Origin of the sequence: Streptomyces sp. NPDC048417 (assembly GCF_040651615.1) — a bacterium.
Taxonomy (GTDB): Bacteria; Actinomycetota; Actinomycetes; order Streptomycetales; family Streptomycetaceae; genus Streptomyces.
The window spans coordinates 168,959-183,004 of the sequence record NZ_JBEZKI010000022.1; the positions used below are offsets into that span (position 1 = coordinate 168,959).

Consider the following 14,046-nt stretch of genomic DNA (forward strand, 5'->3'; position numbering starts at 1 on the left):
GCCTTTGATCGCCCGCCCCGGCTGCCGCGCCCTTCCAAGATGCCTCACGCACGCAGCATGCCGGACACCGCAACCCCAAGGACACGTTCATGACGTCCCGCTACCCGCCCATGCCCGAACCCGCTGACCGTCGAGCGGCCCGCTCGGGTTGAAGGGGCTCGCCGCCGGCATCGGCGTCGTCTTCCTCTCCCCGATCCTCATCGCCGGCATCGGCATGATGCTGGCCTCCTCGGCCAACGCCGTGCAGAGCAGCGGCGCCTTCAGCAGTTGCCTGAGCGACATCGACAGCGACCAGGTCGCTGGGCAGGTCGCCAAGATCCTCGACGGTTCCTCCGGCAAGGACGTGCACGTCGAGGGCCTGGACCTGCCCGCCGAGCAGATCCCCAACGCGGCGACCATCGTGGCCACCGGTCTCTCGCTCGACGTCCCCACGAAGGGGCAGATCATCGCGCTCGCCACGGCGATGCAGGAGAGCCGGCTGCGCAACCTCAACTACGGCGACCGCGACTCCCTCGGAATGTTCCAGCAGCGCCCATCCCAGGGCTGGGGCACCGCCCAGCAGATCCGCGATCCGGTCTACGCCTCCGAGCAGTTCTACAAGCACTTGCTCAAGGTGGCCGGCTGGCAGCAGATGACCGTCACCCAGGCCGCCCAAGCCGTGCAAAAGTCCGCACTGCCGAACGCGTACGCGCAGTGGGAAAGCCTGGCCACCGCACTGCAGGCCGCTATCGCCAAGACGTTCCCCAGCGGCGGTGACACGGACCAGAGCAAGCAACCGTCGACCAGCAGGACCGATTGCTCACTGAGCCAGGACGGTTCCGCGTTCGGCCACATCCCCGAGGGGAGCGTCCCGAAGGGATACTCGATCCCCAAGGACGCCGATCCGAAGGCCCGCAAGGCCATCGCATGGGCGATGCAGCAGCTCGGCACGCTTTACCAGTGGGGCGGATCCTGCACCAACGCGCACGGTCCCGACCCCATGGGCCGCTGCGACTGCTCCAGCCTGGTGCAGCAGGCGTACGCCCACGCCGGCGTCACCCTCACCCGCACCACGTACACGCAGGTCAACGAGGGCAAGGCGGTCTCCCCCGCCCACCTTGAGCCCGGTGACCTGATCTTCAGCCGCGGCACCGCCAGCCGGCCCGAGCACGTCGGCATGTACATGGGCGAGGGCCTCGTGATCGAGGCACCGCGCACCACCAAACCGGTCCGGATCACTCCGATCAAGGACTGGACGATCCTCGCCGCCCGCCGCGTCCTGTGACACCGGCCGGGCGAGACCGCCACGACACACCATCTCTGAGCGAGATTCCCCGACAGTACGGAGCATCCTTGATAACCCGCCACCGCGCCCTCGCAGCAGCCTCGCTGGGCCTGGCCGTCGCCGCCGGCGGCCTGGTCAACGCCACCACGGCACAGGCGTACGACACCGGTAAGACCACCATCAGCTGCAGCGCGGTCAAGATCCGCAAGGCCCCGTCGAAGACGTCCACGGTCGTGGGTATCGGCTACCGACACGACAAGGTCGTTTACGACCAGTGGGCGTACAAGAAGGCCGAGAAGACCTGGTACACCCGCGGCACGGTCACCCGGAAGTCCGACGGCAAGAAGATCCGCGGCTACATGATCTACAACTGCGCGAACCCCTACCAGACCAACCCCGCGCCGAAGCCGTCGATCCCGAAGTAGAGCGCTCCCGGACAGCGCCCCGGAGTGTGAGGTACGGCCCTGCCGGCGGCAGGGCCGTACCCGGCCCGGACGAGGATCTCCACCCCGGCCTGTGCACACCATCTGCGTGGCGTCGTACACACCAGGCTGCCGTGCCGCGGATGTCCACCAGGCCGGCCGTTTCCCGCACCGTTGCCGGTCTTCCTTCGCGAGGCAGTCGCCTCGCGCCTCCCTCCGTCCCCCGTCGGCCCCCGCCTGGCCTTCGTACGCAAGGAGTCCCTGCCACACCTATGTCCGTCCCTCTCGCAGACCGCGTCATCCAGCTCGCCTACGACCCAGGCATCACGCCCTCGGGCGGCGGCCTCCCCGGCCTCTCCGTGCTGAAGAACGTGGTCAACTCCATCAACCTGTTCGCGATCGTCGCCGTGGTCGGCGCCCTCGCGGTCTCCCTCGGCGTGTGGGCCTGGGGACACCACACCGGTGGTCACCAGGCCGAAGCCAACGGCAAGAAGGGCGCGGTCGTGGCCGCCGGCGCCGCCCTCGGTCTGGGTGCCGCGAACGGGATCATCGCCTTCTTCACCGGACTGGGGTCGCAGGTCCACTGATGCGAAACCGGCTCCCCTCCCGTTCGCTGTCCTCGTACGGTGCGAGCTGGCCGGTCAACCGGCGCATCGCAATCGTCACCGGCGCCATCGCCATCCTGCTCGCCCTCGCCGGAATCGTCGCTGTGGTGAGCGGCAGCGGGAACGACCGCCAAGCTGCGGGCACCGCCGCGCCGGCCCCTTCCGGCAGTAGTCCGTCCTCCGCCGAGACCTCCCCGAAGCCGTCGTCCGGGTCCGGGTCGGTGCCCAAGCCGCCGCCGATCGCCGATCCGGTCGCCTACGCCAAGGCGGCAGCGCAGATGCTGTGGTCCTACGACACCCGTGACACCAGCCGCGACCAGCTCGCCGGCATGCGCGCCTGGATGACCACGGAGACCAAGTACGCCGACTGGGCCTCCGTTGCCGGGCAGGTTCCCGATCCGGTGCTGTGGTCGCGGATGGCCGACCAGGACCAGCACGCCACCGCCCACGTCACCGAGGGCCACTACCCCTCCGCGTTCAAGCAGGCCCTGGCCGACGACCCGTCCGCGATCACCGAGGCGTACATCTACGTCGTCACCGTCAACGGCACACAGCAGATCGCCTGGAAGAAGGGCGGCAGCGGGGCCGAGGAACGGGCCGTGACCCTCGCCATCCAATGCCGCCCGAACCACGACTGCACCCTGGCCGCCCTCGCACCGAGCGTCACCCAGTGACCCGCGTCCGAGAACGAAAGGAGGAGTAACTCCCCGTGAGTTTTTGTGACTACCCCCTGGCCGACAAGCTGTGCGATGTCGGCGACGCGGTGGATTTCGCCTCGGATCCCGGCAAGGCCATCGGTGACTGGATGGCGAAGTCCGCCGGCGAACTGGCCGCCGCAGCAGCCGATCTGGCAGCCGAAGCGGTCGACACCACCACGAAGGTGGACCTCAACGCGACGTGGTTCGTCGACAACTACGAGACGCTGCTGCCGCTGGGCCTGGTCCTGCTGGTCGCGACGTTCTGCGCACAACTCGTGCGGGCCGCCGTCCGACGTGACGGACAAGCCCTCACCCAGGCGTTCACCGGCACCGCGTCCGGGGTCCTGTTCGCCTTCTGCGCCATCTCCTTGACCACGGTGGCCGTCGAAATCGTCGACGCCGTCAGCGACGGCCTGTTCAAGACCGCGCACCTGGACATCGAGTCGGCCGTGCGCCGCATCGTGGAGGTCAACCAGATCGCATCGCTGTCCGGGCTCGGCTGGCTCGTCCCGGTCGTCGCCGGGCTCGGCGCCGCCATCGGCGCCATCCTCTACTGGTGCGTGATGATGGTCCGCAAGGTCGGCATCCTCGTCATGGTCACCCTCGCCGTGTTCGCGTCCGCCGGCGGCGGCTGGGAAGTCGCCCGGCGCTGGCGCAAGGGCTGGATCGAAGCCACCGCCACCCTGGTCGTCTCCAAGCTGCTGATGACCGTGATCTTCGTCCTCGGTATCGCCGCCATGGGCAAGACCGAGGCCAAGGACGGCATCGCCGCTCTGGCCGACGTCATGTCCGGCATCGTGATCATGGTTCTGGTGCTGCTGTGTCCGTACGCGGTCTTCAAGTTCGTGCACTGGGCGGCCGATGGCACCGACGGCGAGTCCATCCACCGTGCCGGCGGTGCCGGAGCCCAGATCGCCAGGGCGCATGCGGAGAAGGCCGCCCGCAAGGCCGCCGCCGCGGCGGCAACCGCCGGGACCGGTGGCGCTGCCGCCGGCGCGGGTGCCGCACCGCAGGGCCCAGACGCCAGCGGCGGATTCCCCGGCGACATCGCCGCCAACCCGACCGGCGGAGGCGGCGGCGAGGGCAAGGAGGTATCGCAGAGCGGCGGAACGGATGTCTCGGCTGGCGGCGACGCGGTCAAGTCCGGTCTGGACAAGGCCGTCCAGCCCGCGCCGGCCAGCGTGTCCGGCGACACCAGCGGCCAGGTGGGAGGCAGCCCGGGACCCGGCGGATTCGCCACGGGTGCCGCATCCGGGCCGAGCGGCGGATGGCAGTCCACTCCGCCGACCACGACCCCGCCACCGCAGGGCGCACCGCCGTCCCCCGGAACGCAGAACGCCTCGTCGAGCGGGGCGAGCAGCCCCCCCGCTGCCGCCTCCGACCGGCCTCTGATTCTCTGACCGACTCCCGGGGGCGGGATGTGCAGCTCGCTCCCGCCCCCGGGTTCCACCCGCGTCTCCAGGACCCGCTCCTTGACTGATCTCCCCGCCCCGGTCACGGTGAAGTTCCCGCACCGGTCCCGCCGCGGCATCCTCCTCGGCCTCTCCTGGCCCCAACTCGCCCTCGTGTCCTGCATGCTGGCGCTGCTGTTGATGACGGTGATCTCCACCGGACTGCTCGGCGCCGTCGCCCTGGCCCCGCTGTGGGCCACGGCCGGTGCGCTCGTCGTGATCCGCCGGCACGGCCGCTCGCTGATCGACTGGGCGCCGATCGTCGCCCGGTACGCACACCGACGCCGCACCGGCCAAACCCTCTGGCTCGCCCGGCCCGTCACCCGGCCCCGCCACGACGGCGTCCTCCACCTGCCAGGCACCGCCGCATCCCTCAAGGTGGTCACCCCCGGCGATTCCGCCAACCAGGCTGCGGCCGTCCACGACCCGCACCGACAGACCCTGACCGCCGTCGCCCGCGTCACCAGCCGTGCCTTCGCCCTCCTCGACCCCGCCACCCAGAACCACAACGTCACGGCCTGGGGGCGCGCGCTCGCCGGGATCGCCCGCACCGGGCACATCGCCACCGTGCAGGTGCTGGAGCGCACCGTCCCCGACAGCGGCGACACCCTCACCCGGCACTGGACACAGAACGGGCAGCCCCAGGCCCCGGTCGCGGGACAGATCTACTCCGAGCTGGTCGCCTCGGCCGGCCCCGCCGCCGCCCCGCACGAGACCTACCTCGCCATCTCCCTCGACCTCAAGGCCGCCCGGCGCCTGATCAGCCAGGCCGGCGAAGGGCTTCCGGGGGCGTTCACCGTCCTGGAGCAGACCACCGCCTCCATCGCCCAGGCCGCCCGCAACGCCGGGCTCCAGGTCACCGGGTGGCTGAGTGCGCGGGAGATCGCCGCCGTCATCCGTACCGCCTACGACCCGAAGGCACTTGCAGCCCTTCAGCACTGGTCCGAGACCGGCCGCGCCGAGGCCGACCCCGCCGCCGCCGGGCCCGTCGTGCAGTTCGAGGAGTACGACCGCCTCGCCACCGACAGCGCACGGCACGCCACCTACTGGGTGGAGAACTGGCCGCGCACCGAGATGGGGGCCGGGTTCCTGCACGGGATCATGTTCACGGCCGGCGTGCGCCGCAGCCTCTCCCTCATCTACGTGCCGCAGGGGCTCGAATCCGCGTTGCGGGACGTCCAGCGGAAGAAGGCGGCGATCATCGCCGATGCCAACGAGCGGGCCCGCCGGGGGCAGGTCGACAGCGAGGAAGACTCCGTCGAGTACGCCGACGTCAAAACCCGCGAACGCCAGCTCATCGCCGGGCACGCGGACGTGGCGCTGACCGGCCTGGTCACCGTGACCGCCGAGACCGACGCCCTCCTGGACGCCGCCTGCGCACAGATCGAGACCCACGCCGTCACCTCCGGCGTCGACCTGCGTCGCCTCAACTACCAGCAGCCGGACGCTTTCGCGCTTGCCGCGCTCCCGCTGGCCCGCACCGCCCTGTGAAGCCGCCGCACCCGCGCGCGTCCTGACCGGCGGCACTCCGGTTCACCCGCAACGGGACGCCCCTCACTGCCCTGCCTACCGGCAGGAAGGACCACCACCTTTGACCTCTCCCCTGCGCCCCGACGACGCGTACCCCTACCTCCGCGCCGCGAGCGCCGGAATCCGCCACCACACGCGGTCCCTTGCCTCGCCGGACGCGGCCCCGCCCCAGCGAGCGGACCGTGGGCACCTGGACGTGCTCCACGCCCACCTCACCGCCCTGCTCCAGATCCTGGACCTCCTCGCCGAAACCGCCCGGCCGCCGTACCCCGCCGCCGGCCGTCACCTGGCCACCGCGCACACCCGCCTCTGGCAGGCCACCAGCGAGGTCCACTCCGCCTTCCACCTGCTGCCCGCCGACACGGCGGCGGAAGAAGCCGAGGCCAGCGCGTGCCATCCAGAACGGCTGCCCGAGGGACCGCCCGTGCTGACGATCTGCCAACGCCACCTCGCCGCCGGGCACGTCCTGCGCCACAAGACCACCCCCACCGACTTCCGCCCGCACACCACGGCCTGCGTGCGATGAGCACCATCCGCCGAATCGAGGGCCTCCGTTGAGCCACCGGCCCGCTCGTCGCGCCCGCCGTGCCTCGGCCAGCCCGCTCTTCACTCCCCACGGTGCCGACCGTGCCAGTCGCAAGGCCGCCCGTCGTCAGATTGCCGAGGCCACCGCCAAGGCCCGCGCCGAAGCCTCCGCCCACCAGAGCGACAGCACACCCGCCGCGCATCAGATGCCCACCGCGCTCCACCCTCCAGGCGGGCGCCCCGGGCCCGCCTCTGCTCGCGGGAACCGGCTGAGACTTCCCGTCCACCGTATGACCACCGCCATCGCGGCCGGCGCCTATCCCTTCCTCGCCGAGGGCGGACTCGGCGCCGAGGGCATCTACATCGGCCGCGACGTCCACGCCGAAGCCAGTTTCGTCTTCGACCCGTTCGCGCTGTACGGCCGCGTCGAGGGATTCACCAATCCGAACCTCCTGCTCGCCGGGGTCATCGGCCAGGGCAAGAGCGCCCTGGCCAAGTCCTTCGCGCTGCGCTCGGTCGCCTTCGGATACCGCGTCTACGTGCCGTGCGACCCGAAAGGCGAGTGGACACCGGTCGCACAGGCCCTCGGCGGCCGGTCCGTCGCCCTCGGTCCCGGACTGCCCGGACGCCTGAACCCCCTAGACGCGGCACCACGCCCGGTGAGCGTGCCGGAGGCGGACTGGGTCGGCGAGATCCACAAACGGCGCCTGCTCCTGCTCGGCTCTCTGGCCCGCACCGTCCTGGGCCGGGACCTGATGCCTATGGAGCACACTGCCCTGGACGTCGCCCTCGACGCCGTCGTCACCCACGCCGTGGCCGCCGGCCGCACCCCGCTCCTCGGCGACGTCGCCGCCACCCTCAACAACCCACTGACGCTCGACGAGGCCGCCGGAATGATGTCGGGCCAACTCGGCGACGCCGCCCGCGACCTGGCCCACGCCATGCGGCGCCTGGTCCACGGCGACCTGGCCGGCATGTTCGACGCCCCCTCCACCGTCGCCTTCGACCCGACCGCGCCGATGCTCACCATCGACCTGTCCCGACTCGGCGGCAGCGGGGACGACACCGCCCTCGTCCTGGCTATGACCTGCGCGAGCGCCTGGATGGAATCCGCCCTCTCCGATCCGAACGGCGGCCGGCGCTGGATCGTGTACGACGAGGCATGGCGCCTGATGCGGCACGTCGGCCTGCTCCAGCGGATGCAGGCCCAGTGGAAACTCTCCCGCGGCCTCGGCATCGCCAACCTCATGGTCATCCACCGGCTGTCCGACCTTCTCACCGCCGGCGACGCCGGATCACAGGGCCGCGCCCTGGCCGAGGGACTCCTCGCCGACTGCTCCACCCGCATCATCTACCGCCAGGAGACCGACCAACTCCACGCCGCGGCTGCCCTGCTCGGCCTGACCTCCGTCGAAATGGACGCCATCGCCCACCTCAACCGAGGGCGCGGCCTGTGGAAAGTCGCCGGACGATCTTTCATCGTGCAGCACCTTCTACACAGTCACGAGCTGGCGCTCTTCGACACCGACGCTCGAATGAATATAAAGACCGTAAAAGCTCATGAAACCTGATATCCAGCGTGAACTGATCCCGCGCGCCACCACCCTCCACCTCATCGACGCGCTCAACTCCGTCAGGGGCAAACTTTCCGGCGCCTTCGAGCAGTGGGAGTTGCTGGACGACACCGGTCATGTCCCGGCCTCGCCGTCCTTCACCGCGCTACTCCGGCACGTCACCGACGCACAGGCTCTCGCCCGTGATGTCGTCCAGCTGACTGCCGACTTCGCCCGGACCACCTCCAGTGAGAACCGTGCCGGCAGCGCCGTCCTCGCCCATCTGGCGTCGGCGGTCACCCTGTCGAGCCAGGCCATACCGCACTTCGCCGAGACTGCGCAGAGCGCGCTCTCACTGCCCCGGTCGCACAGCGAGAACGACAGATACTTCCGGGACAACCGCATGGTCATCGAACACGCGACGGCGCGTTCCTGTCTGCGGCGCGCGTCGGAGTCGCTCGGTGACGCAGTCCAGGAACTCACCGACCACCTCGACTTCCACCGCTTCTTCCTCACGCCCTCCCCCCGCCAGAGCCCGATGCCGCCCAAACCGGGCGGTCGCCACCGCTGACCCGGACCGACCCCCGCCCCTTCAAGGAGTCCTCTGAACCGCCCCGCCCACTTCAGCGACGCCGACTGGGCCGACTACCAGCACTGCCAGGCCGAGCACGACGACCTCATGGCACAGATCGCCGAACGCGAAGCTCAAATGGAGCACGGCCTGATCACCGTCTGCGACGAGTACGCACTCGATTTCAGTCCGGTGCCGAAGCCGCAAGCCGACCCCGCTCGCCGGATACCCCCGCCCCACCGCCCGCCGGCCTCCCGCAGGCGGAACCGTGGCCGCTGACCAGCAGAGCACTCCAGACACCCGCCGCGCGGCTCCGCGCGCGCCGCTTCCCGACCATCGCAACGTGGACACTCCGTGGTGGCAGGAGTTGTGGCGCCGCCACGCGCACATCACCACGCCGCTGCGAGAGCGCGGGCTGGAGTGCGACATCGAGTTCGGCCTCAGCGCCCACATCGTGCGCGTGGCCCTCCCCGACGACAGCTACCTGATCATCAGCCCGCCGCAGGAGCCGCCCTCCGAACGCCCGCCCGGCGACCCCGAGGGCTGGATCGTGACCCGCGAAGACCCCGACGACCAGAGCCTCTTCGAGGTCCTCTACGACTCGGCCCCCTCCGACGACCCCAGTACCTCGCAGCGGCCCGAGGCTCGCCACGGCGGAAGCACCCAGCCTCTAGTGGCGGCTATCGACCACCGCCTCGGCCGGCTCGGGTTGCTGCCCCACCCCGCCTCGCCCGCCAACTCCTCGGAGTCCAGCCACCTCCCCGAACCGGTCACGCCTCGCACCCGGCCGGGCCGCCCGAAGAGCCGGTGACCCGAACCCGGACACGTCCCGCAGAGCACCATCCCTCCCCCTCCCCCACGGGTTCCCACAGGCCGGCGGACCCGCGCTCCGTCCACGCGGGAGGTTGGCGGTGCTGTATCTCGGCACTCCCTCGGGGCCTGACATCCGGGCTGCGATGAGCGCCGGGCGCATCGGCTGTATGACCACTCCCGCGCAAGGCAGCCGCATCCCAGAGGGCGCCCTGTACGCGTGTGACAACTCGAAGTTCGGCAGCGACGGCAAAGGCCGCTACTGGCCGGGCACCGAGGCATGGTTCGCATGGCTGAGCCGCACCGTCGAGCGGTACGGGCCTGACCGGTGTCTGTGGGCGCTCGCCCCGGATGAGCCGTTCGACGCAGCCGGCACCCTGATCGAGTCCCTGCCCTGGCTGGCCCGCATCCGCGAACTGGGCGTTCCGGCGGCCTACGCGGCACAGGACGGATGCGATGCGCCCGGTCTGCTGCCGTGGGATGCCTTCGACGTCCTCTTCCTGGCCGGATCGACCGAGTGGAAACTCGGCCCGGTCGCCGAGCGGTTGGCACGGGAGGCGAAGGGACTCGGCAAGAGCGTGCACATGGGCCGCGTCAACTCCCGGATCCGACCCGGGATCGCCGAGTGGTTCGGCTGCGACACCGCCGACGGAACCTACCTCGCCTACGGGCCCGACAAGAACCTGCCCAAGCTCCTGAGCTGGCTCCGCGACCTCGGCGACCGCCCCTCCCTCCTCGGCGGTGTCCCCGAAACCCCACCGCCGGACAGAACGACGAGCCCCCCACCCCCACGCACCGCACACGGAGCTCCCCAGCCGGTGAGCGGCGCCGTGAAAGCACTCGCGCCTCCCTCCCGGGCATCGCCCCGCAGGCACCACCGCTCGTGACGACAGCCCCGCCCGAAGCGACCACAACGCCCCTTCCCCTTCTCCGGAGTTACCCCTGCAGCACCCCGATTTCGAGCTGTACGACAACGTCGGGCGCACCGCGGAGCAGATCCGAGCCCACCAGACCGGCTCGGCCACCACAGACGACCTGCACCGATGGGCCAAGCGCGACGCAGAAGCCTTCCGCGCCCGACATTCACTGACAGCCGCGCCGCTCCCCGTCCCAGACCTGAGCCCGTACCGGGAGGCACTGGACGCCGCCGACACGCCGGCCGAGTTCAGCACCGTCCTCAACGCACTGCTGGACACGGTCGAGCCGTTCCTCGCAGAGGTCATCGACCACCTGGCCCTGGCCGCCCGCTGGAAGAACCAGAACCGCGGCGCGGAGACCGGGTCACCGCCGAAGCTCCTGCGCGACGCGGCCAGCCGTATCTCCTCCGCCCTCGCGATGGCAGCCGAAGCCGACCTGAAGATCCTCCGGGCGCACTACGACCCGCCACCGGATCCCGACCCGCTCACGCAACGCGCCCGCACAGTCCGCGGAACGCTGCCGGGGCCACCCCCGCCCCCGCCCCCGGCTGCGCCGGGCGGCCCCAGCCGATGACCTTGGCGAAGCCCGTGCTGCCGACCCGCACGACCTTGCTGATCGAGACCGCCGGGCAGGCAGCGGGCACACCGTCTGCGGCCCGGCGGTAGCCCTCTGATGCCTGCTGAAGCTGCCAGCGACCTCGACGAGCGGATGCTGCTGCACGACGTGGCCGACCGGCTCAACTCCATCGCCGACCAGCTCCCGCTGCCCGACCAGATCTGCGCAGACCCGGTGCTCAGTGACCTCCTGGGCGACGAAGTCCGCCACCTGGCCCGTCTGCTGGGCTACCTGGCCGGCCAGCACGCCGCGCGTCACCGGGCTGCCGACCGCTACCCCTCCCAGGTCACGGCCGCTCAGCGCCGCCTCGCCGGCGGACTCGCCCGCGCGGCCGAGCCTGCCGGTGCCGCGCTCGCCTCGCTCGGTGCCGCCGTCCACGTGCTCGACACTCTCGCCGACCTCAGCTTCCAAGCGCCGACACCCGGCCGGGCCCGTGCGATGACCACCGGCCACCGGCATCTCGCAGACCGCATCGCGCAAACCCGAACGCATCTCGCCGACGCCGCGAAGCACCTGCGGACCGCCGCCGACACCCGGCCCCCAGCCCCTGCCGCGCCACCCGCGCCTGCGGCAGCCGCGGTCCCCACCCGAACCCACTGACCGTACGCACCCGGAGCACCACATCCCCCAGCACACCCTCGCCCGCCGCACCACGGCCGTGCTCGCCGCCACCATCACGGCCGCTTTCACCGCCACCGCCTGCGCCACCAGCAACAACGCCAGCACCACGGTCAAGACCGCCCCCAGCGCTTCGCCCTCCCCGACTGCCTTGCCGGCTTTGACGAGGAAGGAGGCCCTGGCCCAGATCGCCCACTACTCGAAGATCAACAACGAGGCGAACAAACACCGCAACCGGGCACTCCTGGACACGGTCGAGGACGGGCCGCTCTACGCGATGTCAGTGGCCGACTACAAGGAAAACGAGGGCCTGCCCCAGGCCGACCGCGAGCCGTACAAGCCGTGGTCCTACGACCTCGCCGCCACCGACGTCTACATCCCCCGTTTCCGCGCCGGCCAGCAGCGGTGGTTCGCCGCCGTCACCCGCAGCGGCAAGAAGAAGCAGCACGTCCGGGTGATGGTCCTTGCCCAGCAGGCCACAACGAAGCGGTGGGAGATGGTCGCCGCGGTCGACCTCGACGACCCGAAGAAGCTCCCGAAGGTCTCCCTCGACGCCGACGGCTACGCCACCGCCCTGGACGCCACCTCCAGCAAGGACGTCGCCACGCCGGTCACCACCTTGCGTACAGCCGTCGGCGACAACTTCGCCACGGGCGGCGACCTGAGCGGAAGGAAGGTCTTCACCTCTTCGGAGGCGACCGCCCGGCAGATCAAGGCACACGACAAGACGGTGCACAAGTTCGGCAGCCACGGCGTCACCACGTTCTCGGCCGCCGCCCCCGAGTTCACCGGCAGCTACGCGTTGAAGGCCGCCGACGGCCAGGCCCTCGTCATGTTCGCCCACAACCACACCCAGCGCGACACCGTCTTCTCCGGCTTCGAGATCATCCCGGACAAGAACGACCGCTCCTGGCTCGGCACCACCAACAGCCCCTACTTCACATACGAATTCACCTGCTCCGACGTCGCCGCCGTCCCCACCACGCCGGGCAAGTCGACGCTGCTCGGCTACACCTGCCGCCGCACCGACGCCCACGGCATGACCGCCTCCTCGTGACCAGCGCCACCGACGACCACCCCCACGAGGAACCTCCCGTGCACCTCACCGAGTTCGCCCACGCTCTCGCCGAGCGGCTGCCCGGCTGGCAGCCCTCCCCCCACACCGTGCTCATCGCCGACGAACCGGCGGGCGCACGGATGTGGGACAGCGGCCCCATGCCGTACACGGCCTACGAAGCCGGCGCCCGGCGCACCGTGCTCACCCACCACTGGGGCCTCCAGCTCTACGTCCTGCCCCGCCCCCACCGCCCCAGGCAGTACCTGGTGCTGCCGATGCTGCCCGCGAACACCAGCTACTGGCATGCCCGCGGCATCCGGGCCCCGCGCGGCATCGCCGTTCCCGACGACCCGGTCCGGGCCGCAGCCGCCCTGCACCGCCAACTGCTGCTCGCCTACCGGCTCGCCGCCCCGATCGTGATCCGGCGCAGCAGTCCGGGCCACATGCAGGTCCACGTCGCCTTCGACGACCAGCAGCGCCCCCAGATCCGCTCCGGCTACCTCGGTGCCAACGCCGAACTCCTCGCGCACGGCGGGTTCCTCCTCGACCCCGCGACCGGCGAGTGCCACCTTCCCGACGCCCTCAGCCCCCAGGAGGTACGGCGCCACCTGATCACCGGCCTGCAGCGCCTGCGGCACCACAACTTCCACATCACCCTGCACACCAACGACGGACCACGTACGCACCCGCCCCTGCCAGGAGCAGCCGCTTACAAGGGAAAGCGCCGATGAGCCTGAGCAACGACGCCTTCGTTCACGCCCGCCTGACCACCTGGCAGCGACGCATCACCGAGACCGCCGCCGCCCTCGTGCCTCCCGAGGCCGACAACGCGCGGGCCGCCATCACACCCACCACCGACGAACTGGTCGCCGTGCACAACCTCGCGACCGGCCTCCTCACGGATCTCCGTCAATCCGCCGACAGCCCGATCGCCTCCACGACCGTGGGACGCGAGTACCTGGCGCAGTTGGCGACCGCGCTCGTGCACACCAACCGGGCCGCCACGCATCTGAGCACGGCCCTCACCGGACTCGCCGATACCCACCGCCTCGCCTACCGGCATGCCCCCGCCGCCACGGCCGAAAGCCAACTGGCCCTGACGCTCGGGCACGCGGCGGGGCTGCGCAGTCTGAAACGGGCGCTGCAATCCGTCACCGCTCCCCTACACAGGCCCGCCCCGACGCCGGGCGTCGCCGAGCAACACCAGCGGGCCACCGATGCCTCAGGCCCCCAGTCTCCACGCCGCCGGCCCTAGACCTGTTCCGCTAAGTCCCGCGCGTCCTGGCAGTTTTGGAGTACCTCTGTCCACCCGCTGTTTCATCGCCCGGCCCACCGAATCCGGTTACGACGGCATCTATGTCCACCTCGACGGTGATCCGAGCCAGAAGCTCCCCCTCCTGCTCGCCGCC

Annotated in this window: 15 protein-coding genes; all 15 read left to right on the forward strand. The window is 70.9% G+C overall.

Annotated elements, in window-relative coordinates; translation table 11 throughout:
* Positions 1–148 precede the first annotated feature (148 nt).
* Complete coding sequence (locus AB0D59_RS32130) at positions 149–1,264, forward strand: C40 family peptidase (RefSeq protein ID WP_362572899.1); 1,116 nt, start codon at positions 149–151, stop codon at positions 1,262–1,264.
* 68 nt (positions 1,265–1,332) lie between these two features.
* Positions 1,333–1,689 (forward strand): hypothetical protein, encoded by a 357-nt coding sequence (locus AB0D59_RS32135; RefSeq protein ID WP_362572902.1) that lies wholly within the window; start codon positions 1,333–1,335, stop codon positions 1,687–1,689.
* A 269-nt stretch (positions 1,690–1,958) separates the two neighbouring features.
* Positions 1,959–2,273 carry a DUF6112 family protein gene (locus AB0D59_RS32140; protein ID WP_362572904.1) on the forward strand — a complete coding sequence of 105 codons (315 nt, stop codon included), beginning with the start codon at positions 1,959–1,961 and terminating at the stop codon, positions 2,271–2,273.
* A complete protein-coding gene (locus AB0D59_RS32145; RefSeq protein WP_362572906.1) occupies positions 2,273–2,965 on the forward strand; it encodes a hypothetical protein in 693 nt (230 codons plus the stop codon). The genes AB0D59_RS32140 and AB0D59_RS32145 overlap by 1 nt, the downstream gene beginning before the upstream one ends.
* A gap of 35 nt (positions 2,966–3,000) precedes the next feature.
* Complete coding sequence (locus AB0D59_RS32150) at positions 3,001–4,389, forward strand: ATP-binding protein (RefSeq protein WP_362572909.1); 1,389 nt, start codon at positions 3,001–3,003, stop codon at positions 4,387–4,389.
* A gap of 72 nt (positions 4,390–4,461) precedes the next feature.
* Positions 4,462–5,931 (forward strand): SCO6880 family protein, encoded by a 1,470-nt coding sequence (locus tag AB0D59_RS32155; protein ID WP_362572911.1) that lies wholly within the window; start codon positions 4,462–4,464, stop codon positions 5,929–5,931.
* Between the two features lie 100 nt (positions 5,932–6,031).
* Positions 6,032–6,496, forward strand: coding sequence for a DUF6238 family protein (locus AB0D59_RS32160; protein WP_362572914.1), 465 nt, complete (start codon positions 6,032–6,034; stop codon positions 6,494–6,496).
* A gap of 28 nt (positions 6,497–6,524) precedes the next feature.
* Positions 6,525–8,066, forward strand: coding sequence for an ATP-binding protein (locus AB0D59_RS32165; RefSeq protein WP_362572916.1), 1,542 nt, complete (start codon positions 6,525–6,527; stop codon positions 8,064–8,066).
* Complete coding sequence (locus AB0D59_RS32170) at positions 8,056–8,619, forward strand: hypothetical protein (protein WP_362572919.1); 564 nt, start codon at positions 8,056–8,058, stop codon at positions 8,617–8,619. The genes AB0D59_RS32165 and AB0D59_RS32170 overlap by 11 nt, the downstream gene beginning before the upstream one ends.
* Positions 8,620–8,962: 343 nt before the next feature.
* Positions 8,963–9,430 (forward strand): hypothetical protein, encoded by a 468-nt coding sequence (locus AB0D59_RS32175; RefSeq protein WP_362572922.1) that lies wholly within the window; start codon positions 8,963–8,965, stop codon positions 9,428–9,430.
* Positions 9,431–9,599: 169 nt separating this feature from the next.
* Positions 9,600–10,316, forward strand: a complete 717-nt coding sequence (locus AB0D59_RS32180; RefSeq protein ID WP_362572925.1) for a hypothetical protein — start codon at positions 9,600–9,602, stop codon at positions 10,314–10,316.
* Between the two features lie 703 nt (positions 10,317–11,019).
* Positions 11,020–11,562: a hypothetical protein gene (locus AB0D59_RS32185; protein WP_362572928.1), complete on the forward strand. Its 543-nt coding sequence runs from the start codon at positions 11,020–11,022 to the stop codon at positions 11,560–11,562.
* Positions 11,563–11,620: 58 nt separating this feature from the next.
* Positions 11,621–12,637 carry a hypothetical protein gene (locus AB0D59_RS32190; protein WP_362572931.1) on the forward strand — a complete coding sequence of 339 codons (1,017 nt, stop codon included), beginning with the start codon at positions 11,621–11,623 and terminating at the stop codon, positions 12,635–12,637.
* Positions 12,634–13,368, forward strand: coding sequence for a hypothetical protein (locus tag AB0D59_RS32195; protein ID WP_362572934.1), 735 nt, complete (start codon positions 12,634–12,636; stop codon positions 13,366–13,368). Before AB0D59_RS32190 ends, AB0D59_RS32195 begins: the two co-directional genes overlap by 4 nt.
* The gene (locus tag AB0D59_RS32200; protein ID WP_362572937.1) at positions 13,365–13,892 is read left to right on the forward strand and encodes a hypothetical protein; all 528 of its coding nucleotides are present in this window, start codon (positions 13,365–13,367) and stop codon (positions 13,890–13,892) included. The genes AB0D59_RS32195 and AB0D59_RS32200 overlap by 4 nt, the downstream gene beginning before the upstream one ends.
* Positions 13,893–14,046 lie beyond the last annotated feature (154 nt).

Coding starts and splice junctions, on each gene's coding strand:
- AB0D59_RS32185 (WP_362572928.1), top strand. CDS start 11,020: ATGCCTGCTGAAGCTGCCAGCGACCTCGACGAGCGGATGCTGCTGCAC.
- AB0D59_RS32200 (WP_362572937.1), top strand. CDS start 13,365: ATGAGCCTGAGCAACGACGCCTTCGTTCACGCCCGCCTGACCACCTGG.
- AB0D59_RS32180 (WP_362572925.1), top strand. CDS start 9,600: ATGACCACTCCCGCGCAAGGCAGCCGCATCCCAGAGGGCGCCCTGTAC.
- AB0D59_RS32140 (WP_362572904.1), top strand. CDS start 1,959: ATGTCCGTCCCTCTCGCAGACCGCGTCATCCAGCTCGCCTACGACCCA.
- AB0D59_RS32170 (WP_362572919.1), top strand. CDS start 8,056: ATGAAACCTGATATCCAGCGTGAACTGATCCCGCGCGCCACCACCCTC.
- AB0D59_RS32145 (WP_362572906.1), top strand. CDS start 2,273: ATGCGAAACCGGCTCCCCTCCCGTTCGCTGTCCTCGTACGGTGCGAGC.